This is a genomic window from Bowdeniella nasicola, from assembly GCF_001907295.1.
In the GTDB taxonomy this organism is placed as follows: Bacteria; Actinomycetota; Actinomycetes; order Actinomycetales; family Actinomycetaceae; genus Bowdeniella; species Bowdeniella nasicola.
This window is the reverse complement of sequence record NZ_MQVR01000012.1, coordinates 1-23,983: the sequence shown is the minus strand read 5'-3', so window position 1 is coordinate 23,983 and position 23,983 is coordinate 1. Positions and strand designations below refer to the sequence as shown.

The 23,983-nt window shown below is 68.2% G+C and carries 18 protein-coding genes; 13 read left to right on the top strand and 5 right to left on the bottom strand.

Annotation, left to right across the window (positions count from 1 at the left end):
• Nucleotides 1–59 precede the first annotated feature (59 nt).
• From BSZ39_RS03370 to BSZ39_RS03360, 3 genes are read left to right on the top strand one after another with little or no spacing between them, the layout of a single operon-like run.
• The gene (locus tag BSZ39_RS03370; protein ID WP_073715979.1) at nucleotides 60–335 is read left to right on the top strand and encodes a DUF4244 domain-containing protein; all 276 of its coding nucleotides are present in this window, start codon (nucleotides 60–62) and stop codon (nucleotides 333–335) included.
• A complete protein-coding gene (locus BSZ39_RS03365; RefSeq protein ID WP_073715978.1) occupies nucleotides 332–694 on the top strand; it encodes a TadE family type IV pilus minor pilin in 363 nt (120 codons plus the stop codon). The genes BSZ39_RS03370 and BSZ39_RS03365 overlap by 4 nt, the downstream gene beginning before the upstream one ends.
• A complete protein-coding gene (locus BSZ39_RS03360) occupies nucleotides 691–1,053 on the top strand; it encodes an Rv3654c family TadE-like protein (protein ID WP_073715977.1) in 363 nt (120 codons plus the stop codon). The genes BSZ39_RS03365 and BSZ39_RS03360 overlap by 4 nt, the downstream gene beginning before the upstream one ends.
• Here the strand turns inward: BSZ39_RS03360 and BSZ39_RS03355 are convergent.
• The gene (locus BSZ39_RS03355; protein ID WP_073715976.1) at nucleotides 1,010–3,397 is read right to left on the bottom strand and encodes a DEAD/DEAH box helicase; all 2,388 of its coding nucleotides are present in this window, start codon (nucleotides 3,395–3,397) and stop codon (nucleotides 1,010–1,012) included. The genes BSZ39_RS03360 and BSZ39_RS03355 overlap by 44 nt on opposite strands.
• A 33-nt stretch (nucleotides 3,398–3,430) precedes the next feature.
• Between BSZ39_RS03355 and BSZ39_RS03350 the strand changes: the two genes are divergently transcribed.
• Nucleotides 3,431–4,423, top strand: coding sequence for a phosphatase PAP2 family protein (locus tag BSZ39_RS03350; RefSeq protein ID WP_143180348.1), 993 nt, complete (start codon nucleotides 3,431–3,433; stop codon nucleotides 4,421–4,423).
• On the opposite strand, the gene BSZ39_RS03345 is transcribed toward BSZ39_RS03350, so the two are convergent.
• Complete coding sequence (locus BSZ39_RS03345) at nucleotides 4,420–5,076, bottom strand: class I SAM-dependent methyltransferase (RefSeq protein WP_073715974.1); 657 nt, start codon at nucleotides 5,074–5,076, stop codon at nucleotides 4,420–4,422. The genes BSZ39_RS03350 and BSZ39_RS03345 overlap by 4 nt on opposite strands.
• A 193-nt stretch (nucleotides 5,077–5,269) precedes the next feature.
• Between BSZ39_RS03345 and BSZ39_RS03340 the strand changes: the two genes are divergently transcribed.
• The 7 genes from BSZ39_RS03340 to purL all read left to right on the top strand — a co-directional run bounded on the left by BSZ39_RS03340 (nucleotide 5,270) and on the right by purL (nucleotide 16,508).
• Complete coding sequence (locus BSZ39_RS03340; RefSeq protein ID WP_073715973.1) at nucleotides 5,270–7,129, top strand: ribonucleoside triphosphate reductase; 1,860 nt, start codon at nucleotides 5,270–5,272, stop codon at nucleotides 7,127–7,129.
• 16 nt (nucleotides 7,130–7,145) lie between these two features.
• Entirely contained in the window at nucleotides 7,146–7,973 is an 828-nt protein-coding gene (locus tag BSZ39_RS03335; protein WP_245792408.1) for an anaerobic ribonucleoside-triphosphate reductase activating protein, read from the top strand.
• A 107-nt stretch (nucleotides 7,974–8,080) separates the two neighbouring features.
• Nucleotides 8,081–9,826, top strand: coding sequence for a variant leucine-rich repeat-containing protein (locus BSZ39_RS03330; RefSeq protein WP_073715972.1), 1,746 nt, complete (start codon nucleotides 8,081–8,083; stop codon nucleotides 9,824–9,826).
• A gap of 54 nt (nucleotides 9,827–9,880) precedes the next feature.
• Complete coding sequence (locus tag BSZ39_RS03325; protein WP_143180347.1) at nucleotides 9,881–10,858, top strand: N-acetylmuramoyl-L-alanine amidase; 978 nt, start codon at nucleotides 9,881–9,883, stop codon at nucleotides 10,856–10,858.
• A gap of 497 nt (nucleotides 10,859–11,355) precedes the next feature.
• A complete protein-coding gene (locus tag BSZ39_RS03315; protein WP_073715969.1) occupies nucleotides 11,356–13,035 on the top strand; it encodes a DUF7059 domain-containing protein in 1,680 nt (559 codons plus the stop codon).
• Nucleotides 13,036–13,086: 51 nt separating this feature from the next.
• Nucleotides 13,087–14,067, top strand: a complete 981-nt coding sequence (locus tag BSZ39_RS13155; RefSeq protein ID WP_083602903.1) for a fatty acid desaturase — start codon at nucleotides 13,087–13,089, stop codon at nucleotides 14,065–14,067.
• A gap of 140 nt (nucleotides 14,068–14,207) precedes the next feature.
• Nucleotides 14,208–16,508 carry a phosphoribosylformylglycinamidine synthase subunit PurL gene (purL, locus tag BSZ39_RS03305; protein WP_073715968.1) on the top strand — a complete coding sequence of 767 codons (2,301 nt, stop codon included), beginning with the start codon at nucleotides 14,208–14,210 and terminating at the stop codon, nucleotides 16,506–16,508.
• Nucleotides 16,509–16,521: 13 nt separating this feature from the next.
• Here the strand turns inward: purL and BSZ39_RS03300 are convergent, their stop codons facing one another.
• Complete coding sequence (locus BSZ39_RS03300) at nucleotides 16,522–18,219, bottom strand: HNH endonuclease signature motif containing protein (protein ID WP_073715967.1); 1,698 nt, start codon at nucleotides 18,217–18,219, stop codon at nucleotides 16,522–16,524.
• A 297-nt stretch (nucleotides 18,220–18,516) separates the two neighbouring features.
• On the opposite strand from BSZ39_RS03300, the gene gdhA reads away from it, so the two are divergent.
• Entirely contained in the window at nucleotides 18,517–19,854 is a 1,338-nt protein-coding gene (gdhA, locus tag BSZ39_RS03295) for an NADP-specific glutamate dehydrogenase (protein WP_073715966.1), read from the top strand.
• Here the strand turns inward: gdhA and BSZ39_RS03290 are convergent.
• Both BSZ39_RS03290 and BSZ39_RS03285 read right to left on the bottom strand, forming a co-directional pair.
• Entirely contained in the window at nucleotides 19,851–21,098 is a 1,248-nt protein-coding gene (locus tag BSZ39_RS03290) for a hypothetical protein (protein WP_073715965.1), read from the bottom strand. The two genes, gdhA and BSZ39_RS03290, sit on opposite strands and share 4 nt — an antisense overlap.
• Nucleotides 21,095–22,552: an MFS transporter gene (locus BSZ39_RS03285; protein WP_073715964.1), complete on the bottom strand. Its 1,458-nt coding sequence runs from the start codon at nucleotides 22,550–22,552 to the stop codon at nucleotides 21,095–21,097. Before BSZ39_RS03285 ends, BSZ39_RS03290 begins: the two co-directional genes overlap by 4 nt.
• Before the next feature lie 196 nt (nucleotides 22,553–22,748).
• On the opposite strand from BSZ39_RS03285, the gene BSZ39_RS03280 reads away from it, so the two are divergent.
• Nucleotides 22,749–23,819: a bifunctional metallophosphatase/5'-nucleotidase gene (locus BSZ39_RS03280; RefSeq protein WP_073715963.1), complete on the top strand. Its 1,071-nt coding sequence runs from the start codon at nucleotides 22,749–22,751 to the stop codon at nucleotides 23,817–23,819.
• The last annotated feature ends 164 nt before the right edge of the window (nucleotides 23,820–23,983 follow it).

The window sequence follows — 23,983 nt, the reverse complement described above, 5'->3', positions numbered from 1 at the left end:
CTGCCAGCACCGGCACCGCGCCGAGCGCGCCGCACGGCGCGACGACCCAAGGAGAGACCATGACCTCGATCCACCACCACTACGCCGCCCTCATCCGCCGCGCCCACCGCCTCAGCTCCCGCCTCCACCACCTCGCCGCCCGCGCCCACGGCCTCGCGGCCCGCGCCACCACCCGCAGGCTTGCGCTGAGCGAGCGCGGCTCGGCCACCGCGGAATACGCCATCGCGGCGCTCGCGGCCGCTGCCTTCGCCGCCCTGCTCATCGCCGTCGTCTCCTCCCCGGAGATCCGCGGCCTGCTCACGGGCATCATCTCGAAGGCGCTGAACACGAAATGAACCGACGCCCCGGCGCGCGCCCAGCAGAACGCGGTTCGGTAACGGTCGAAACGGCCCTTGTCCTGCCCGTTGTCGTGCTGTTCGTCCTCATCCTCCTCGCCACGGCCCTGGCCGGCAGCCAGCAGCTCGCGGTGACGGAAGGGGCGCGCGCCGCGGCCCGTTCCCTCGCGATCGGCGAGAGTCTCGCTGAGGCCCGCGCTACGGCTGCCCGCGTCTGCACTTGCGATACGCAGATCGCGGCCGAGGGCGGCACCTGGGTCCGCGTCACGGTGACGTCGACAAGCCCGACCGTCTCCTGGATCCCGGGCTTCAACGTCGCCGCCACCATCACCGTGCCCGCCGAAGCAGGCACCCCATGACAACCCCCATTCCCGACGAACGCCGAGCCATTGCCGACGAGCGCGGCTCGATCACGCTCATCGCCGCGGCCACCCTCACGATGGTGACCCTCCTCGTTGCAACGCTCACCACCCTCGCCGCCGTGCGCGCCGAACGCGGCCGCATGCAAGCAGTCGCCGACGTCATCGCGCTTTCCGCCGGGCCGCACCTCGCCGACGGCTGCGAACGCGCCGCGCGCATCGCCGCGCGCAACGACGCCACTCTGTCCAGCTGCGAGCGCCGCGGCCTCGACCTCCTCGTCACGACGAGCGCACCGGTCCTCAGCCTCGGGACGGTCAGCGCGAGCGCCCGCGCAGCTCCGCAGTTTGGTCCGCCATAAGCGCGAGTACGGTGATCGCCCCGGCCTTTGACAGCGGCTCGTTCCCGCTGCCGCATTTGGGTGACACGATGCACCGCGGACAGCCCGCCTCGCACGGGCACGACGAGACGAGCTCTGCCGTCAGGCGCGTCCAGCGCGCCCGATCCGCAAACCCATGCGCCGCGAACCCCGCCCCGCCGCGCGTCCCGTCGTAGACGAAGATCGCCGGCGCGAGCTGCTCGCCGTACAGCGCATAGGACACCCCGCCGATATCGCTGCGGTCGCACAGCGCAATGAGCGGCAACATCGAAATGAGCGCATGCTCGGCCCCGTGCAGCGCCCCGGCCACATCGGCCGCCGCCACCCCGGCCGCCTCGAGTGTCCCGGTCGGCACCTGCCAACACCACGCGACGGTCTGCAGCACGCGCGTCGGCATGTCGAGCGTCTGCGAGGAAATGATTTCGCCCGTCTTGGCCCGACGCCGGTAAAACCCCGTCACCTGCTTTTCGACCTCGACCTGCGCGAGCGAAAACGGCGCCGCCTCCGCAAGACTGCGTTCGATCCGCACCCGCGTCTCACCGCGCGCGACAGTACGCAGCTCCTGCGGCGCGATCGGTTCGGCGACAGCGGCCTGCTCATCGAGCTCGCGGATGATGAACTGCCGCCCCTGATGCAGATAGATCGCCCCGGGGTGGACGGCCGAATCGGCCGAGTCCGCAGGCACGGTCCCGAGGAGTCGGCCGGTTTCGGTTTCGACGACGGCGACCTCCCGCGCCCCCGACCCCCGCAGGTCGGTGAGGTCGTGCGCCCGCGTCGGCAGCAGCGAATTCCACATCCACCCGGCGGGCCGCGCCTTCAGCAGGTCCCGCACGAGCAGGTCGTCGATCATCTCGCGCGCCGCCTCACCCCCGAAGAGCGGAAAATCTTTTTCGGTCAGCGGCAGCTCGCTCGCCGCCGCGAGCAGGTGCGGGGCGAGCACGTGCGGATTGGCGACGTTGATGACGCTCGCCTCGACGCCCGCAGAAAAAATTTCGGCCGGATTCTCGACGAGATACCGGTCGAGGGGATCCTCACTCGCGGCGAAGATCGCAACCCCGGGCCGTCCGACGCGCCCAGCCCGACCCGCCTGCTGCAGCAGCGACGCCCGCGACCCGGGCCAGCCGGACGTGATGACGGCGTCGAGGCCGGAGATATCGATGCCGAGCTCGAGCGCATTCGTCGCGGTCAAACCCGCCACGGCCCCGGAGCGCAGGTCGGCCTCGAGGGCGCGCCGCTCCTCGGGCAGGTACCCGCCGCGATAAGCAGCAACCCGCCCGACGGTGCCGCTATCCTTACCCTCTCCGGCCGTAAGCAGGTCGCGCACGTGCAGGGCGAGCGCCTCGGTCCCAAAGCGGGAGCGCACAAAAGCGAGGGTGCGCGCCTGCCGCCGGACGAACGCGGCCATGACATCGGCGACGTCCCCGCCGCCAGCACCGCCCGCCGTACCCGCAGTACCGCCCGCCGCCGAACCGCCCGCCGCAGCCGCTTCCTTCTTCGGCCTCACCAGCACGATCCGCTTGGCGCCCACCGGCGACCCATCCTCGGTCACGGCCACCGGATCCACCGCAGCGCTCCCGAGCAGCGTCTGCGCCAACGCCCCCGGATCCGCCGCCGTCGCCGACAGCAGCACGACGCGCGGCGCCGCGCCATAATGCCCCGCAATTCGCAACAACCGTCGCAACACCAGCGAGACATGCGCCCCAAAAAGCCCCCGGTACGTATGTGCCTCATCGACGACGACGAGCGAGAGCCCACGCAGCAACCGCGCCCACCGATGATGCCCAGCCAGGAGCGAAAAATGCAGAAAATCCGGGTTTGTCGCGACGATATCCGCCCGAGCGCGCGCCGCCGACCGCTCCATCGGCGCACTATCGCCATCGCACGTCGCCGCCACCGCGGGCAGCGCGCCCGCCGCAATCACGCCGCGCGCCGCCGCCAACTGATCGGCCGCCAGCGCCTTCGTCGGCGCAATGTAGAGCATCGTCGGGCGCACCATGCGCTGCGCAATCGACCCGGCCCGCCCGCCCGCGACCGCCTCCTGATGTGCCGACACCTCCGACAGGATCGACGCCCACACGGGAAGCGACTTACCGGATCCCGTCCCGGTCGCGACGACGGTCGTGCGCCCCGCGGCGATCGCTTCCAGCGCCGCCACCTGATGCGTGTACGGCCGCGAGATTCGGATCCGCTCGTACGCCGCCGCCACGTCGGCGTGCACGTGCGCGGGCCAATCACCGTAGCGAGCCGGGCGCGACGCCGCCTCGTGGACATGCGCGATCCGCTCGGCACCAAATACCGCGCGCGCCACGTCCACTAGATCCTGCATGGCCCCATTGTGCCGGTGTTCTACACTGTTCGCGTGCCCGCCTCGAAGCCGCCTGAGCAGCCCACGGCCCGCCCGCCGTCCGGCTCGCCCAGCTCCCGCCCGGCGCTTTCGGCGACCGCGGCGCGCCTCGCGTCCGGCACCTGGCGGCGGCGCCGCACCCATCGCCGACGCATGACGGGACTTGCCACGTGCGTCCTCGGCCTGTTTCTCCTGTGGCGTCTCGCGGTCCACACTCGCCTCGGCCAGGCCCTCGACACGCTCGCGATGCACCGCCTCACGGACCTCGCGGCCTTCGACCCGTCGTCCATCTCGGTCACGCACACCGTGATCTCCTTCGGTGGCCTCGCGGCGATCGTCCTCGCGGTCGCGCTCCTGGCAGTCCTACGCGGCCGCTGGCAACTCGCGATCCGCGCCGTCGCGGTCCTCGCGGGCGCCAACCTCACGACCCAACTGCTAAAAACGTTCCTGCTCTCGCGCCCCGACCTCGGCATCGGCTGGGCGCTGCCGCCCTCGCTGCCCTCGGGTCACACGACGGCCGCCGCGGCGACGGCGGTCGCGGCGATCATGGTCGTCCCGCCCGCCTGGCGCACGGTCAGCGTCCTGGTCGGCACGGCGTGGACGGGCTTCATTGGCCTGACGACGCTCATCAACGGCTGGCATCGCCCCGCCGACGTCATCGCCGCCGTCCTCGTCGCCACCGCCTGGGGCTTCATGCTCTCGCCGAACGAATCCGGCCCGATCGCCACCGCGCGCCTGCGCCTCACGACGCTCACGCTCGGCACGATCGCCACCGTCCTCGGCGCGCTCGGCGTCGCGGCCGCCGCGATCCGCCTGAATTTCAGCGGCCTGCTCGTCGAACCGTTCGTCCCCGGCATCCCAACGACGCGCGTACTCACGAGCGCGTCCGGCCACGGCGGCATGGGCATCGTCGCGGCCACCGGCGCCGTCCTCCTCTTCCTTGGCCTCACGGCCCTGTTGCTGCGCCAGATCGACCTGATCCGCAGCGACTGGGATGGCCGCGCCTAACGACGCGCAAGAATATCGACGACGAAATCCGACTCGTCGGTGAACGGCTCAAACTGCCACGTGGCAAATCGCGACTGCACGATAAGCCCCGCCGCAGCCAGGTCCGCCTCGTACTGCGCCAGCGAGTATCCGCGAGTCAACCCAAATCCGATGATGATTCGGCCGCCCTCGGCGAGCGCGTCGGCCGCATGCCGCAAAAACTCGGCGGGCCCGGGCGCATCCAAGAACGTGATGACGTTGCCCGCGCACAAGATGAGATCGGCGCCGACGGACAGCCCAAACGGCTGGGTGATGTCGGCCTGCTTGAACGCGACCTGCCCGGCCTCCGGCACATCCTCCAGCGCCCCGTCGTCCCCGACGCTCGCCGCCACCCCGTGCTCGGCAGCGACGCGCCGTCCCTCGGTAATAAACAGGGGATCGATGTCGAGCCCGACGACGCGATGGGAACGCTGCGCCAGCTCGACCGAAATCCGGCCCGGCCCACACCCCGCATCGACGACGACGGACCCGCGCGCCAGCATCGCATCGGCGGCGCGCGCCTCCCCAAACAGGTCGAAGCCATTCGCCGCGAGCTGTTTGAAACGATTGATATACCGCGTCGAATGGCCAGGATCTGCGCTCGTAATGCGCTGCCAACGGGCCGGCTCAGTCATGCACGCCATTGTGCCTCACCGGGACGAAGGTCCCGAAACCGAGACAAAAGCCGAAAAAACAAAACACAACATGCGGTGGTGGACGCGTGTCGCTTCCACAAGATGTAGTGGTTCGTCTAGCGTCGGTAGGGCGCGCTCAGAAAACGCGCGGCACTAGAGAGCCAACCGATCACCAGCTTTCAAGGAAGTAGCGATGACAGCCTCCGTCACGAACTCGAAGCCCACACCCGCGCCGGAGGAAGGCGCCCCCACCCCCGTCAAGGTCGACGCCGTCTCGACGATCGAGGAGTACCTCGACCGCTCCGACTGGCGCGTCAATGCGAACGCCAACCAGGGCTATTCGCTCGGCGGCATGATGCTCAACACGTCGGGCAAGATGATCGCCAACTACTGGCTCTCGCGCGTCTACCGCCCGGAAGCTGGCGCCGCGCATCGCGAGGGCGACCTGCACATCCACGACCTCGACATGTTCGCCGGCTACTGCGCCGGCTGGTCGCTGCGCAGCCTGCTCGAGCAGGGCTTCAACGGCGTGCCCGGCGCGATCGCCGCCCGCCCGCCCAAGCATTTCTCTTCCGCCATCGGCCAGATCGTCAACTTCCTTGGCACGCTCCAAAACGAGTGGGCCGGCGCGCAGGCCTTCTCCTCCTTCGATACCTACATGGCGCCGTTCGTCCGGCTCGACAACATGACCTACGACGAGGTCGAACAGTGCATACAGGAACTCATCTACAACCTGAACGTGCCCTCCCGCTGGGGCACCCAAACGCCCTTCACGAACCTCACCTTCGACTGGACCTGCCCGAAGGACATCGCCGACGAAGCCCCGCTCATCGGCGAAGAGCCCTGCGACTTCACCTACGGTGACCTCCAGGAAGAAATGGACATGATTAACCGCGCCTACATGGCGGTCATGACCGAGGGTGACGCCGAAGGCCGCGTCTTCACGTTCCCGATCCCCACCTACAACATCACCGAGGACTTCGACTGGGACAGCGAGAACGCTACCCGGCTGTTCGAAATGACCGCGAAGTACGGTCTGCCCTACTTCCAAAACTTCTTGAACTCCGAGCTCGACCCGGGCATGATCCGCTCGATGTGCTGCCGCCTGCAGCTCGACCTGCGCGAACTGCTCAAGCGCGGCAACGGCCTGTTTGGCTCGGCGGAGCAGACGGGATCGCTCGGCGTCGTGACGATCAACTGCGCCCGCCTCGGTTACCGGCACGCCAAGGATAAGGACGCCCTGTTCGCCCGCCTCGACGAGCTCCTCGAGATCGCCCGCGACACGCTCGAAAAGAAGCGCGTCGTCATCCAGCACCACATCGATTCGGGCCTCTTCCCGTTCACGAAGCGCTACCTCGGCACGCTCGAGAACCATTTCTCGACGATCGGCGTCAACGGCATCAACGAGATGATCCGCAACTTCACCCTCGACGAGCACGACATTACCGACGAGGTCGGACACGCCCTCGCCGTCGAGCTCCTCGACCACGTCCGCGACACGATGGTCCGCTTCCAGGAAGAGACCGGCCACCTGTACAACCTCGAGGCCACGCCCGCCGAAGGCACGACCTACCGGTTCGCGAAGGAAGATCGCAAGCGTTTCCCGGGCATCATGCAGGCCGGCACGGACAAGAACCCCTACTACACGAACTCCTCGCAGCTGCCCGTCGGCTACACCGACGACGCGTTCCAGGCCCTCGAAATGCAGGAAGATCTCCAGGGCAAGTACACCGGCGGCACGGTGCTGCACCTCTACCTGCCGGAGAAGGTTTCCTCCGCCGAAGCCTGCAAGACTCTCGTGCACCGCGCGCTCGCGAACTTCCGGCTGCCCTACATCACGGTCACGCCGACGTTCTCGATCTGCCCGACGCACGGATACCTCGCCGGCGAGCACTTCACGTGTGAGCGCTGTGAGGAGGAGTTCGACGAGACGCAGGCCTGCGAGGTATGGACCCGCGTTATGGGCTACTTCCGCCCGGTCTCCTCGTTCAACATCGGCAAGCAGGGCGAGTACGCCGAACGCTTGATGTTCGACGAACCGGTCCTCGCCTAACTTAGGAGGAATTGAGATGACGACGATGGTACCCGCGGAGCAGCGGCTCGTACCCGACCAGGCGCCCACCCCCGCGCCCGAGTCGGCACCCGAGCGCTCCTTCCGCGCTGCCCGCGGGGCCGTCGCTGCCACCGACCTCCCGATCGCGGGGCTCGTCCCGCTCTCGAGTGTCGACTGGCCGGGCAAACTCGTCGCGACCGTGTTTGTCCAGGGCTGCCCCTGGCGCTGTACGTACTGCCACAACACGGGCCTGCTCGACTGCCGAGCGCCCGGAACGCGAATGTTCGACGACGTGCTGCAACTGCTCGAGCGCCGCCGCGGCCTGCTCGACGGCGTCATCTTCTCCGGGGGCGAGGCCACCCGCCATCCGGCGCTGCCCGCCGCGATCGCCGCGGTGCGCGCGGCCGGATTCGACGTCGGCCTGCACACGGGCGGCGGCTTCCCGAAGCGCCTCGCAGAGATCGCGCCGCAGCTGTCCTGGGTGGGATTCGACGTCAAGGGCCAGCCCGCCGACTACCCGAGCGTCGTCGGCGTCCCCGAGATCATGGGCCAGCGTGCCTGGCTGGCGCTCGAGGCATTGCTCGACGCCCGCCGCACACCCACAGTCGAAGCCCGCATGACGGTCTACCCTGGCTCGCACACGCGCGCGACGATCCTTGAATGCGCCCGCCGCGCCCTCGACCTCGGCGTCGACGCCTTCGCCCTCCAGGAGGCGCGCACGGCCGACGGCTCCCGGCCGTATCGGCCCGAAAACGCAGATCCTGACTGGGATTTCGACGAGCTCGCGGCCGACGTTCAGGCGCTCGCCGACACCCGCATCATCATCCGCGCTGCAAAGGATTAACCCTTTACATTCCAACTTTCCGGGCGATAGCGTTGGTATAACCGCCCTGCCAAGGGCGCAATCCCTCATATAGACGCTGGAATCCACCCTGCGGAAGGATAATCCCCATGGCGCCGAACTCGTCTCACCCGGACGCGGAATCCTCGCGCGACGACGCCCTCGTTCGCGATCCGAACGCGACCCCTGCGGACCTGCACCGCATGGCCTCGGAGCGCCCCGACCTGCGACCCCTGATCGCGGCGCACCCCCAGCTCTATCCCGCGCTGCGCGACTGGCTCGGTGGGCTGGGCGATTCGGCGATCGATGCGGCGCTCGCGGGCGACACTCCTTTCGACCCGACGCCGGCGGACGCGACTCCCGCTGACGAGACGCGCGTCGACGGAACCCCGGCCGGCAGTGATGCCGACGCGACCTCAATCTGGGCGCCGACGACCGACCCCACCGAGGAGCCATCTCCCGAAAGCAACGCGCCGCTCGTCTCCGACGACCCCGAGCCTGCCGACGAGCCCGAGCCTGCCGACGAGCCCGAGCCTGCCGACGAGCCTGAGCTGTACGACAATTCTGAGCCCGCCGCCGAGTCGAGGTTCGCCGACGAGCCAGAGCGGGCCGACGACTGCCCGCTGGTCGCCGCGAGTACACCCTGCGCCGATGACACCTCCGACGCAGACTCCACTTCCGCAGAAGCCGCGTCCGACCCCGACGCGGACCTCGTCGTGAGCCCCGACGCCACGGCCGCCGACCTGCACCGCATCGCGGGGGAGCGCCCCGACCTGCGTGCGGCCGTCGCCGCCCACCCGGCGGCGTACCCGGATCTGCTGACCTGGCTCGGGTCGTGGGACGACCCCGAGATTAACGCCGCGCTCGCCAGCCGCGACGATGCCCCCGCCAAGACGACCTCCGCAACCCAGGACGACGACGCGACCGTTCAGACGCCCGCCGCCACCGGCTTTGACGAGGCGAGCGACGCGGACTCCCAGCGCGCGAGCGTCCTGGGCGCCGGCGCCGCCTTCGTGCCCGCGACCGACGCGAGCCGCGACCCCTATTCGGCACAGGACGCCCCGACGACGACCCTGCCGGACGCCGCCGCAGGCGCGGCCCAGCCCGCCAGCTACCAGCCGACCTACGGCCACACCGGACAGGACTCCCCGCACGCCGCCGGCTACGCGGCCGCCCCGGCCGCAGCTGCCGCGACCGGCCACGGGGGCGGCGGCGAACCGCCCCGCCGCTCCGGCTCCGTCGCATCCTCGGTCGTGCTCGGCGCGCTCATCGGCCTTGTCGTCGTCCTGCTCGCCGTGATCCTCATGCTGTGGCGCCCCTGGGAGGACAAGGACACGTCCGCCTCGCCCAGCCCGACGACGAGCGCCACGAGTGAGCAGCCGTCGACGGACCCGAGCGAATCTCCGAGCGAGTCCCCGTCTGAAAGCCCGTCCGAGTCGCCGACGCCGAGCGAATCACCGACGACGTCACCCGCGGATATGCCGTTCCTGCCCGTAGACACCCCGACGGTCTCGCAGTTCACCGCACCCTCGGGCAATATCGCGTGCCGCAGCGACGGCCCCCACGCGTTCAGCTGCACGATTTACGAACACAACATCACCGACGTCGACGGTCAGGGCGGCACCTGCGAAGGCCCGCTGACCTACCACTGGCCGCACGCCTCCGAGCCGCACTTCTCGTGTGACGAGGCCCCTGTCCCCAAGGGCGGCACGACGCTCGGCTACGGCTCGAGCGCGATCCTCGGCGAAGGCATCGGCTGCACCTCGACCGAGGGCGGCATGCAGTGCTGGGACGGCGAGAACGGCCTCGGCATCTCGGTCGCCCGCCGCGGCATCACGGCCATCGATAAGCGCTAACGGGCCGGGCCGGATGTGACTGATGCCCGACGACGGGTGCACGCTCGACGACGGGTGACAGCTCGACGACGCGGCGCCGGTCACGTCCCACTAGCCTCGCCGGGCCCGGCAGCACCGACGGCACCCGCGAAGGCTGCCGTGCCGACGGCACTCACGAGGATGGTCGCGACCGCGGCGCTCGCCCTCGCGCCCCTGCTCGCGCTCACGGCATGCACCGACTCGCTCGCTCCGACGGTCGGCGCCGGCACCGTCACATCGACCGCGGGCACGTCCACCCAGCCCTCCGCCACGCCCGCACCCACCCCGACGCCGCCCCCATCGCCGACTCCGGCGCCGCCGCCCTTCCGGCTCGCCCTGGACCCGGGCCACAACGGCAAGAACGCCGAAAACCCGCGCATCATCAACACCCCCGTGCCCGACGGTCGCGGCGGCACGAAAGCCTGCAATACCGTCGGCACCTCGACGCGCTCGGGATACCCGGAGCACGAATTCAATTTCGACGTCGCCACGCGCATGCTGCCGATCCTGCGCGACGCCGGCATCGACGTCGTGATGTCGCGCGCCGATAATGACGGCATCGGCCCCTGTGTCAACGAACGCGGCACCTTCGCCGCCGACGCAAACGCCGACGCCCTCCTGTCCATCCACGCCAACGGCTCCGCCTCCTCGCGCCCGCACGGATTTTTCCTCATGATCACCTCCGACGCAGACGCGACGACGAAGAATTTCGCCACCCACATCATCGACGGCCTGAGCGATGCGGGCTTTGCCATCAACACGGCGGCGGGTTCGACGCAGCCCCGACGCGATATCGCGGGCCTCAATCACGCCACCGTGCCGGCGGTCCTCGTCGAACTGGGCGAAATGCGCAACCCCGAGCACGCCGACCTGACCTCGTGGCCATCGATCGTGCGGGTAAAGATCTGGTACGGCTTGTGGGCCGGCTTATCGGTGGCGACGTCAATGACATTCGCGCCGAGCAGCGGGGCGTCGAGCTCCGACTCGTACTTCGCGAGCTTGTCCAGCCCGTAGTTGTATTCATGGTTGCCGACGACGAGCGCGTCGTAGCCGATGAGGTTGAAGGCCGTAGCCATCGGATGCTTGTCGAAGCCGAGCTTGTCCTTCTGCATGGCCAGGTAGGTCAGCGGCGTGCCCTGGATGGCGTCGCCATTGTCGACCACCAGGACGGAATCCGGGCTCTTCGCGGCAGCGCGCTTGGCCTGAATGATGGAATCGACGCGGGCGAGGCCCAGTTCCTTACCTTCGGGGTAGGGTGCGTCTCGGAAGTAATCCCAGTTCATGACGTGGCCATGGACGTCGGTCGTCGCCAAAAGATTCAGCTCGACGGAGTCCCCGGGTGCGGCGCTGGCGGGCACGATGGCCGATGCGGCGAGTGTCGCAGCAGCGAAGGTTCCCGCGATAATGCGTGATCGCATGGGTGTCCTTTCAAATTGAGGGGCGTGCCTAGGCTATGGGTGATGTGCGCCACGCACCAGGGGTTGAATGGTGCAAATGAAACAATGGGAGCCATGACGTTTGCTAGCGGCCCCGCGCGCGAGCCGGAATTAATGCCGCCGCCTAGTTTTGCCCGATCAGAGCAGGCCAGTCGCTTGCGGGCGGACCTCACCGAATTTTCCTCCGAGAGCCTCGATTCGCTGCTCTCGCCGCTCGCCGTGGCGGCGCTCGCGCGCGAAGAGCTCGCGCCGGCCCGACGCGAACTGGCAGCAGATGAGCGGCCGCTGGCGCTGCTCGCGCGGCTGTTCCTGCTTGGCCAGGAGCTGACGGCCGCGCAGGTGGCGGCGGCGCTCCCGCAGTTCGGGCTGGCCGACGCGCTCGCCTGCCACCTCGTCGGGCAGGTGCCGTCTGATACGTCGGCGACCGATGCGGCAGCGACTGATGCGTCGGCGACTGTCCCGACGCCTAGCGTCGAACCGCGCTATCACTCCCTTGTCGACCTGTCGCCGACGGGCGATGACACCCCGGGCGCCCCGGCCTGGATCATGTCCGACCTGCCCGAAACCGTCGTCGGCGGGCCGCTGCCGTCCTGGCACGTGCTCGGGATCGGCGGCGCGTCGCAGACCCTGCATGCGCTGCTGCCACGCGAAGCCGATCTGGGGCGCGTCCTCGACCTCGGGACCGGCTCGGGCATTCAGGCGCTCTCGCTCGCGCCTTACACTGACGCCGTCGTCGCGACCGACCTGTCCGAACGGGCGCTCGCCTTCGCCCGTGCCAACGCCCAACTCAACGGCGTCGACGAGACGCGGCTCGAGGTGCGCGCCGGGTCGCTGTTCGAACCCGTAGCAGGAGAGCGCTTCGACGTCATCGCCTCGAATCCGCCGTTCGTCATCACGCCGGCCGCGGCCTACGACGCCGGCCTGCCGGTCATGGAGTACCGCGACGGCGGCATGCGCGAAAGCGGCGATGGGCTCGGGCGGCGCGTCGTCAGCCAGCTAGGGGAGCACCTCGCGCCCGGCGGCCGGGCCGTGCTGCTCGCCAACTGGGAAGTGACGGGCGAGGAGCCGTTTGCCGCGCCGCTTGCCTGGGTCGCCGAGGCCGAGGCCCGCTCAGGTGTCGCCCTCGACGCCTGGATTGTGCGCCGTGAGTTCCAGGACGCGGCCGAGTACGCCGAAATGTGGCTGCGCGACGGCGGCCACGCCGTCGGCCCGGACCGGCAGCTGCGCGAGGCCACCTACCTCGCCTACCTCGAGGACTTCGCGAGCCGCGACGTGCGATGGATCGACTTCGGATACCTGCTCGTTGCGCGCCCCGACGCCGACTTACCCGCGGGCGAGGGCATGCGCGAGACGACAGACCTCACCGGCCTCGCAGCACCGAGCGGCGAGGACCTCTGGCGCCTGTTCGCCCGGCGCCGCCGCCTCGCCCGCGCCAGCGATGACGCGATCGCCGCCGCCACGATCCAGACCAGCGACGACGTGACGATCGAGCACCACTACCGCGTCGGTGCGAGCCAACCCGAGGTCATCACCGCGACGCAGGGCGGCGGCCTGCACCAGGTTATTTCCTGCCCGACGGAGCTCGCGGGAATGCTCTCCGCCTCCGACGGAACCCTCACCGTCGCGCAGATTGCCGGGGCGCTCGCGGCCCTGCTCGAGGTGGACGAAACCGAGATGCTCGCCGCCTGTATCGCGCACGCCCGTCGCCTCGCCAGCATCGGCATGGTCGCACTGAACTTCCACGCCGAGGGCTGAAAATGGACCGCTAAGCGACAACCTACGGTGGAGTAGGTTGCGGTGTCGTATATGAGTTCGGGCCGTACCCTTTCGCCCCGCGACGGCCAGTCGTCCGTCGCCGTCGCTCGGCCTGTCCTGCTGGCCCGAGTGCGATCGTCGGCCGCCAAAATCGCGGCCTCACTCGCGACGCCGCTCGTGCCCGGCGACTATCTCGACCTCATCAACCCGCTGCGCTCCGGCGCCGATCTGCGCGCCCGCATCATCGCTCGTACTCGCGAAACCGCCCGCAGCGCCACCCTGACGCTCCGCCCGTCGGGAGCCTGGCAGGGCCACCTGCCCGGCCAGTACGTGCGCATCGGCGTCGACATCGACGGGGTCCGCCGCTGGCGCGCCTTCTCGATCACGTCCGCCGCAACTCCGGGCACTGCCTCGAGCCCCGCGACCGGGCCGACGCCCCGGACGGCAGCCCTTGCCGGCGACGCCCGCGACTTCACGATCACCGTGACGATGATCGACGACGGCCTCGTCTCCGCCCACCTCGTGACGGGCGACGTCGTCGGCTCCCTCATAGCGCTCGACCTGTCCACCCTCGGCGCGAACGTCATCGCCAACGTTGTGCGCAACGTCTGGTCGCATACCGTCATCATCTGCGGGCACTTCCCCGAGGGCGTCCAAACCTTTGAGACGGAGTCGATCGACGGCGAGACGCGCGGCGAGTGGTATCTGCGCCAGCTGCTCGGCAGCGCCAATATCTCCGGCCCGCGCGCGCTGCACATCATGACGGGCAACCTCTCCCACCAGATCGAACACCACCTCTTTCCGGACCTGCCGAGCTCGCGCTACCACGAGATCGCCCCGCGCATCCGCGAGATCATGGCCCGCTACGGCCTCACCTACGTCACGGGCCCGATGCCGGTGCAGGTCGCGTCGGTGACGAAAAAGATTTTCCGCCTCGCGCTGCCGAACAAGGACCCGCACGTCTCGCGGCCGCGGCAGATCCTGCGCACTCTGCGCGGCGCCAGTAAATCCCGCAAGCTCCGCCGGGCGTAGCCCTCGGGCCCCTCAGGCACGACGAGCCCGCCGAGTGCAGGTGGGCATTCGTATCCGATGGGTGGGCCCGCCCGACATCACGAGTCGCCGGGCGGTATGCTCGGTTTCGCCCGCTACACCTCGATACTTGTGGGGATTACATGCCTGCCACCGCGCCCGCCCATCATCCCGATACCGTCGACGATGCCGCAGCCTCTCCGAACAAGGAGATGCCGTACGCCGAACTAGGCCTTAAAGAAGAGGAATATCGCCAGATCGTCGACCTGCTGGGCCGTCGCCCCACCGCCGCCGAACTCGCGATGTATTCGGTCATGTGGTCCGAGCACTGCTCGTATAAGTCCTCCAAAATCCACCTCAAGCAGTTCGGCGAAAAGACGACCGAAGAGATGCGCGAGAACCTGCTCGTCGGCATCGGCCAGAACGCGGGCGTCGTCAATATCGGCGACGGCTGGGCGGTGACGTTCAAGGTCGAATCGCACAATCACCCGTCCTACGTCGAGCCCTATCAGGGCGCCGCGACGGGCGTCGGCGGCATCGTGCGCGACATCATCTCGATGGGCGCGCGCCCCGTGGCCGTCATGGACCAGCTCCGCTTCGGCGCGATCGACCATCCGGATACGGCCCGCGTCGTGCACGGCGTCGTCGCGGGCATCGGCGGCTACGGCAACTGTCTCGGCCTGCCCAACATCGGCGGCGAGACCGACTTCGACGCGAGCTACCAGGGCAACCCGCTCGTCAACGCCCTGTGCGTCGGCATCATGCGGCACGACGATATCCACCTGGCCAACGCGACCGGCGAGGGCAACCACGTCGTCCTGTTCGGTGCGCGCACCGGCGGCGACGGCATCGGCGGCGCCTCCATCCTCGCGTCCGAAACCTTCGACGAGGGCGGCCCGACGAAGCGCCCGAGCGTGCAGGTCGGCGACCCGTTCATGGAAAAGCTCCTCATCGAATGCTGCCTCGAACTGTTCGCGGGCGAGCTCGTCGAGGCGATTCAGGACCTCGGCGCGGCGGGTATTTCGTGTGCGACGTCCGAGCTGGCCTCCAACGGCGATTCCGGCATGCACGTCGACCTCGAAAACGTCCTGCTGCGAGAACCGTCGCTCACCGCCGGCGAGATCCTCATGAGCGAGTCCCAAGAGCGCATGATGGCGATCGTCACGCCTGACAAACTCGACGATTTCCTCGCCGTCACTGCCAAGTGGGAGGTCGAGACCGCCGTCATCGGCAAGGTGACGGGCGATGGCCGCCTCACGATCGATCACTTCGGCGAGCGCATCGTCGACGTCGACCCGAAGACCGTCGCGCACGACGGGCCCACTTATGACCGCCCGTTCGCGCGCCCCGACTGGCTCGATGCCGTGCGCGCCGACGCCGCCGAAAAGCTCGCGCGCCCCGCGAATCCCGACGAGATCCGCGAGCAGATGCTGGCCCTGGCCGCCTCGCCGAACCTCGCCTCGCCGTCGTGGATCACCTCGCAATACGACCGCTACGTGCAGGGCAATACGGCGCTCGCCCAGCCCGACGACGCCGGCGTCGTGCGCGTCGATGAGGAATCCGGCCTTGGCGTCGCGATCTCCGCCGACGCGATCCCGCGCTTTGCCTACCTCGACCCGTACGCGGGCGCGCAGGCGTCGCTCGCGGAGGCCTACCGCAACGTCGCCACCGTTGGCGCGCGGCCGCTCGCCGTCACCGACTGCCTGAACTTCGGCAGCCCCGAAAAGCCGGACTCGATGTGGCAGCTCGTCCAAGCGATCACGGGGCTGGCCGACGGCTGCCGCACGCTCGGCGTGCCCGTCACCGGCGGCAACGTGTCGCTGTACAACACGACGGGCGACGAATCGATCTTCCCGACGCCGGTCGTCGGCGTGCTCGGCGTCATGCAGGACGTTTCGCGCGTCGTGCCCTCCGGATGGAACGATGCCGACCAGGCCATCGTGTTGCTTGGCGCGACGCGTGAGGAGCTCTCCGGCTCCGAATGGGCGCGCGCGATCCACTCGCACCTGGGCGGCGAGCCGCCGGTCGTCGACTTCGCGGCGGAGGCAGCGCTGGCCGACGTGCTCATCGCGCTCGGCGAGCAGGGGATGTCGCGGGCGGCGCATGACGTCTCGCGCGGCGGCCTGTCGCAGGCGCTGCTTAAGGGGGCGCTGCGCTTCGGCGTCGGCGCGTCGGTGGACCTTTCCGGCATCTGCGAGCGCGACGAGATCGACGGCGCCGTGGCGCTGTTCGCGGAGTCCGGCGCGCGGGCCATTGTGGCGCTCGATAAGCAGGACGTCGCAGCCGTGCAGCAGCTGGCCGACGAGGCCGGCGTGCCGTGTGCCGTCATTGGCGCGACGGGCGGCACCTCGCTGTCGGTCGCGGTCGCGGGCGGGACGCTCGAGCTGGCGCTCGACGCGGTGCGCGAGGCGTCGGAGGCGACGCTGCCGCGCCACTTCGGCTAGTAATTCCCCATCCCTAGGACGCTGGGCGGAGGTCCGGTGGCGGGTCGGGGCCCGGGCCCGGCGGGCGCGCAAGCGACTCCGGTAATCGGTAGGGCGTGCGGAATCTCGCGTGGCGGCGGGGCCGCTGATGCGGATCGATGTGCTCGGGAGGAATCGCGTCGGGGATACCGTCGTCGGCCATCCGGATCGTCCAGTACTCGCGACTTCCCGGGGGATGTTCGACCGTGACGTGGTGGGCTTTGCACAGGACGCACAGGTTTCGTACCGTCGTGCGGCCGCCGGTCGAAAACGACTTGATGTGGTGCACGATGCAGCGTTCGACGTTGACGTCGCAGCCCGGGAAGACGCAGCCGCGATCACGTGCGAGGACGCGCTCACGGAGGCTGCCGCGGGCGAGCCGCGCCGTGGAATCCGGTGCGTCATCAGAGGTCGAGTGGCTGGGGGTGGCTTCTGCGGTTTGCTCTGGCGAGGCGGTGCGCTCTGACTCGGTGGCAGCTGCTGCTTCGATCGTGCTGTCCGACTCGGTGGTGCTGTCTGGCTCGGGGGTGCCCTCTGCTTCGGCGGCGCGCTCCGCCTCTGCCGCGTCGATCACTTCCTTCACCCAATCCGGGGCCGTGTCGTAATCGTCCGGGATCGGGAGGTCGTCAAAGAGCGGGCTCGTCAGATCAAAACTGGGTTCGGGGATGGGCTGCGTGGCGGCGGGAGGTGCGGAGCGCGTGGCAGTTCGGCTCCGTGTGCGGGCCGAGGATGATTCTGCGGCGGCCGGTACTTCGGCGTCTGCGGCTGTCGGGGCTTCTTCGCCTGCGGAGGGACCCGTCGTCGGCTCGGATGTAGGCGTCGGTGCGGCATCGCCGAGAGCGAGGGCGGCTTCGGCTGCTCGGGAGCGTTCGGTGTCCGTCGCTGCCTGTTTCGCGATCTCCATCATCGCGGCGACGCGGCGCTCGCGCAGCGGCATCGCGGGTAGCCCGTTGGCGAGGCGGAACCGGCGAATCCGTTCGGCGTAGCGGTCGATGACGGCCTGGAAGAGCGGGGTATCGCCGCCGGCGAGGTGCATCTGCACGTCGGTGCCGTACTCGGGATGGTTCGGGTCGCGCGGCACGATCGTCATGCCGCGGTCCGCCTTCGACTGCTCGATGCGGGCGGCGCGGATCTCGTCCATCGATTTCTTCGCCAGGTCGTCGACCTGACCGACGAGGTCATTGCAGTCGACGCGGAAGGCCACCGGGTCGACGGCTGCCGCGCGCTCGATGAGGTCTGCGGCAAGGACCGCGAAAGCGTCGTCGTCGAAAAAGCGTGTCAGTTTCTTGAGGGTGCGCACGGCTGTTGTCAGGTGGCCGCGGCCGATGCGGCCGGTGCGGTAGGCCTCCAGGGCGGTGGGGAAGGCTGCGGCATCGTGGGCGGCGAAGATGTCGTTGGCGGCGTGCTTGGGGAGCGACTTGGCTGCTTCGGCGACGATATCTTGCAGGTAGCCGCCCTCGGCTTTGGCGGCCTTGGCGTCGTCGGCGTCGCGCAACAGTGTCATGCGTAGGACGGCGACCGCGCGGGTGAGACGCTCGGCGAGGCGGACGGCCTCGAGGTGGCTCGGAGCGTCGGGCCGGGACCAGGTCAGCGCGGCGCTCGCGTCGAGAGTGTCATTGATGAGTTCGAACAGGCGGAGGTCCAGATGTCCGTCGTCCATGGTGAAATGCTCAATGAGCTGGTTGGCGTCCATGTGGTCCTCCTTTCGGCCGCCGGTGTTTCGTCAGCGTCACAGGGGATGCACGACGCGACAACAAGGCGGAGTGGGTCTGGGGATCAGCGTGCGCGGGGAGAGCGGGTGTGGATGGGCGCGGACGGCGCGCGGGTAAGTGCGGAGGGGGCGCGAGCGAGACAGAAGGGTAAATGTCGGTTTTACTATGTGGTCACCTTTCTTTGGTGGTTGGCATAGCTGGATAGCCTGGGGACGTACTTTCAGCCAAGGAGGGCCGTCCGGTCTCCCGGTCGCCACGGTCCTGCTATAGGAGGAACCGTGGATGAGTATCTCGATCAGCTCTTTGAGCACGTGCGCACCCTGAACCCTGGTGAGGATGTCTTCCACCAGGCCGTACACGAGGTGCTGGAGTCGCTCGGACCTGCGCTCGCCGCGAATCCCGAGTACCGCGAAGCCGGCATCCTGGAGCGGTTGATCGAACCCGAACGCCAGATCGTCTTCCGTATCCCGTGGGTCGATGACGACGGCAAGGTTCAGGTCAACCGCGGTTACCGCGTCGAATACAACTCCGCGCTCGGCCCCTACAAGGGCGGACTGCGCTTCCATCCGTCGGTCAACATTTCCATCATTAAGTTCCTTGGCTTCGAGCAGATCTTCAAGAACTCGCTGACGCGCCAGGGCATCGGCGGCGGTAAGGGCGGCTCGAACTTCGACCCGCACGGCAAGTCCGATAACGAGGTCATGCGGTTCTGCCAGTCGTTCATGACCGAGCTGTACCGGCACATTGGCGAATACACCGACGTGCCCGCGGGCGACATCGGCGTGGGCGGCCGCGAGATCGGATACATGTTCGGCCAGTACAAGCGACTGACGAACCGCTACGAGGCCGGCGTGCTGACCGGCAAGGGCCTCGGCTGGGGAGGCTCGCTCGTGCGCACCGAGGCGACCGGCTACGGCACAGTGTTGTTTGCCGAGTCGATGATGGAGGAGCACGGCGAGGACTTCGAGGGCCAGCGCGTCGTCGTGTCCGGGTCAGGCAACGTCGCGATGTACGCGATCGAAAAGGCCCAGCAGCTCGGTGCGACCGTCGTGTCGTTCTCGGATTCGTCGGGCTACGTCGTCGACGAAGAAGGCGTCGATGTCGAACTGCTGAAGCAGATCAAGGAGGTCGAGCGCGGTCGCGTCGCCGACTATGTCGATCGCAAGTCGAGCGCCGAACTCGTCACGGGCGGTTCCGTGTGGGACGTGCCGTGTACCGTCGCGCTGCCGTGTGCGACCCAAAACGAGCTCGACGAGGCGGCCGCGCGCACGCTCGTGAACAACGGTGTGAAGGTCGTGGCCGAGGGTGCGAACATGCCGTGCACGCCCGAGGCCGTCGAGATTTTCCAGCTCGCCGAATGCCTGTTTGCGCCCGGTAAGGCCGCGAACGCGGGTGGTGTGGCGACGAGCGCGCTCGAGATGGAGCAGAACGCGTCGCGCGAGCAGTGGACGTTCGATAAGGCGGAGCGCAAGCTCACGCAGATCATGAAGTCGATCCACGACGAGTGCGCCGAGACGGCCGAAGAATTCGGCGCGAGCGGCGACTACATCCTGGGCGCGAACATCGCCGGATTTCGGCGCGTAGCCGACGCGATGCTCGCGCAGGGCATCGTCTAAGACGCTGGGGAGCCCTTCGGGGCTGACGACCGGTTGCGGTTACCTCGCAGGCCAAGCGTGCCTGCGAGGTAACCCAGCGTGAGGCGGATCGTCGCGCTGGGCAGGCGCGACCACATGCCATAGGGGGCGGCCCAGCCCGTCCAGGGGCGGAGTGACGACGTATTGAGGCCAGCGATCAGCCAGGATGCTGCGAGCCCGGCCGCGAAGGCGGGTTCGGCCGCATGAATGCCGAACATCTGTGCGCCGCGCAGAGCCGTCTCGATCCGATTGGAGACGAGAACGGACGCCGTGCGCGTGGGCGGCAGGACTGGAGCGATGACGCGGGCGCCGTCATCGGCGAGCACCTCGGCACTCCATCGCTCGATGCGTTTGGCGGCGAGATAATTCGGTCCCTGCGGCGCAAGACTCGCGTCCAGCAGCGAACCGTCGACCCAGTAAGAGTCCGTCGGGGTGCCAAGGAGCATCACCGGCGTGCCGGGGCGTTTCGCCAGCACGCGGCTTGCGACGAGATGGGCGGCAAGCGCGAGGTGAACGTGCGTGCGCCCGGGGGAGTAGAGAGCGTTGACGAGCGCGATCTCGCCCGGCAGGTCAGCGAGATGGTCGGCTAGGGCCGACGGATCGGCAAGCACGTCGCCGAGATGATCGGGGGCGAAAGTGAGCGTGCCGGCGGCGCTAGCCGCCACCTTGTGCAGGTGAGCGCGCCGCGTAGACGTGGAACGCATGACGGCGTGCACGTGCGCACCGGCCAGCAGCAGCGGAATTGTCGGCGCAAGCTCGGCGCCCGCACCAAGGATGACGATCGTGCGTGCCGGGCAGGACCACGAGCTCGGGTCCCGGGTCACGGCCTCGAGCGCCTGCTGCCCTTCCTCGGTCAAGAGCCGCGGGTCGATCCCGCGCGTGTGCGTTGGAACCGGGCTAACCGGCTGGGAGCGACCCGAGTCCGCTCGCTCGTCGGGCATTGCGTTGACGCCGTTCGGGGACGACGGAGTAGAGGAAGCCTGCGTCATCGCCGCCGACGTGAGGACGTCGAGCCCCGCACGTGCCATGGCCGGATTGCCGTCGGGCCCCGCGAGGCGGGTGAGCTCCCGGAAGGCTCGCCGGTAGCGCCGCCGCCACGCCGGATCGCCAACTTGTGTCAGCGGCTTCGCGGGCGGAGTCGGAGCCGCAGCACCGGCAGCGGCCACGGCCGCCTGGATCGCGCGGGTCACCGATTCCTTGCCGTCGAGTGGGAACCGGTGCGTCATGAATTCGCCTCCGCATCCGCATCGTGTTGGCGCCGCCTGGCATCGATCACCGCGATGATGAGAGCGACGACGATCATTCCGACGGTCACGCGCAGTGCCATCGAAAACGCATGCCCGTAAGAACTCGCGGCATCGCCTCCGGCCGTGGCCTGCGTCGTGAAGAACACGCTCGTCATGACCGCAAGGCCCACCGAGGCGCCGACGCGCTGCGTCGTTTGGAGAACACCGCCCGCCGTGCCACCGGACGCGACGGGCACGTCGGCGAGGGTCAGCGCTTGGTTGGGGGAGATCACGAACCCGGAGCCGACGCCGGCGACGCCCATGATCGCCATCATCACCCAGGGAATATATGGTTCTGGCACGACGATGGACGCGATATCAAGGGCCGCAATCCCAACGCCCATGACGGCTAGGCCAATGACGACGAGCCAACGCCCGTAGCGTGGCAGCCAGTGGCCCGAGCGCGCCGACATGTAGCCCGCGGTGATGGAAAACGGCAGCCCGATGAGCCCCGCGATTAGTGCGCCCAGTTGCAGTCCGGACTGGATATAGACCGAGATGACGATCCAGATGCCGGTGAACCCCGCGAAGTAAGCCGTGCCCATCGCCGTTCCGAACACGAACCCGGTATTGCGCATGAGAGAGCGGGGAACGACGGCGCTGCCGCCGCGCGAATCGAGCCGCAACTCCCAGGCCATGAACGCGACGTACCCGACGGCCGCGATCGCCAGCCACCACCAGGGCGCGCCCGCCAGGCCGGTGCGTTCGGCACCGACGAACGGCATCATGATCGCGAGCACCGTGACGCCGAGCAGTATCAGGCCGACGATATCGAGCCCGAGCTTTGCCGCCTCCATGCGGCTGTGTCCCGGCAGGTAGCGTCGGGCCGCGATAACGAGAATAATCCCGACGGGCAGGTTGACGAGGAAAACTGCCCGCCAGCCGAGCTCCGGGCCGAGCCCTCCGATGAGCGCGCCGCCAAGGACCGGGCCGATCGCTGTCGAGACACCGATCGACGCGCCAAAAATCCCGAACGCTCGCCCGCGCTCAGGACCGGAGAACAACTGCTGGATGAGCCCGACAACCTGCGGATTAATGAGCGCCGCTGCGACGCCTTGCAGGAGCCGGAAGATCGACAGCAGCGCTGCCGTCGGCGCCAGCCCGCACGCCACCGAGGCGATGACGAAACCAATGACGCCAAGAAGGAAGATGCGCCTGCGTCCGTAGACGTCTCCCAACCGGCCTGCGGGTACGAGCACGAGCCCGAACGCGAGCGAGTAGCCCGCGACGATGAGTTGGATGTGCGTCGCATTCGCGTTGAGCGACGCCTCGACCGACGGCAACGCGATATTCACGATTGACACGTCGAGCAACGTCATGAACCCCGCGGCCAAAATAACGGCGAAGGCGCGTCGCCGCTCTTCGGGTGGCAGAGTTGAGCTCTCAGACGTCATATCGCAGTTCTATCACCCACGAACGAGCGCGCGAGTTGACGAGAAGGTTACGGGGGAGTGACGGGGTGAGAAAAGTTAATTCGATTGTCCCGGTCGTTTGCCAACTCTCTTCCTATTCCGTAGCTCACGGGTTAGCCTGCGGGGGACGGATGCCACCAGCGGCCAGACCTATCCATGACCAAAAGGACGAGGTTTCATGTCGAAATCCATTTACACCAGGTCCCTTGCGGGCCTGAGCGCTGCCGCGCTGGCGCTCGTGGGGTTTGCCGGCGCAGCCTACGCTGACCCGGAGGGCGACGCGTCGCCCAACCCGGAGGCAACCCAGACCACGCCCCCGACCGAGACCGACGCCCCCGGCGAAGGGTCGGAAGATGAGTCCGACGGCAAGGACACCGACGATACCGAAAAGCCCGAAGAAACCGAGCCGGGCGAAAAGCCGGTCGAACCCGACAAGGGCGAAGCTGACAAGGATGAGGCCGACAAGGGCGAGGAGAGCGGCAAGGAGGCGACCGGCCCCGACATGGGCACGATGGCTGCCGAAGCCAAGGCGATCGACATCCTGAACATCACCGACTTCCACGGCCGCATTAAGTCCGGCCCGGTGATCTCGTCCTTCGTTAAGCAGGAACGCGCCAAGAACCCCGAAGGCACGATCTTCTCATCCTCGGGCGATAACTTCGGCGCCTCGACGTTCGAATCCAGCATCCTGGACGATAAGCCGTCGATCGATGTCCTGAACGCCATGGGCCTCGAGGTCTCCTCCGTGGGTAACCATGAGTTCGACAAGGGCTGGGAGGACTTCAAGAAGAAGATTGCTGCTTCGAAGTTCCCTGTCCTTGGCGCCAACGTCAAGGGGGAGACGCCGCCCGAGCTGAAGGGCTCGCACGTCGTGACCCTGGATAACGGTGTGCGGGTCGGCTTCGTCGGCCTCATTACGGAAGACATGCCCTCGCTGGTCTCCCCGGCCGGTATCAAGGGCATCACCTGGGAATCGATCACCGACACCGCTAACAAGGTCGCCGATGAGCTGACCGACGGCAACGATGACAACGGCGAAGCCGACGTCCTCGTCGCGCTCGTCCACGAAGGCCCCGCCACCTCGGAGATCACCGCCGGCGGCGCGTTCAAGAAGTTCGCGGAAGGTGTCTCGGAGAAGTACACGGCCGTGTTCGCTGGCCACACGCACATCGCTTACAACACCGAGTTCCGCGGTATCCAGTTCCTGCAGGCCGGCAAGTATGGCGGCTCTTCACAATCCAGGGTGTAGGTAGCGTTGTTCGGGTTTGCGGCGTGGCGGCTGGTTGAAGGGGTCGAGGTCCTCCGAAGATGAAGGTTCCTACACGCCTGATCTGGAAGACCTCGACGTGCTTGACGTTACCTTCAGTTGCCCTGATCTGACTAGTTTCTGCCTGCTCGACGGGCTCGGGTTGG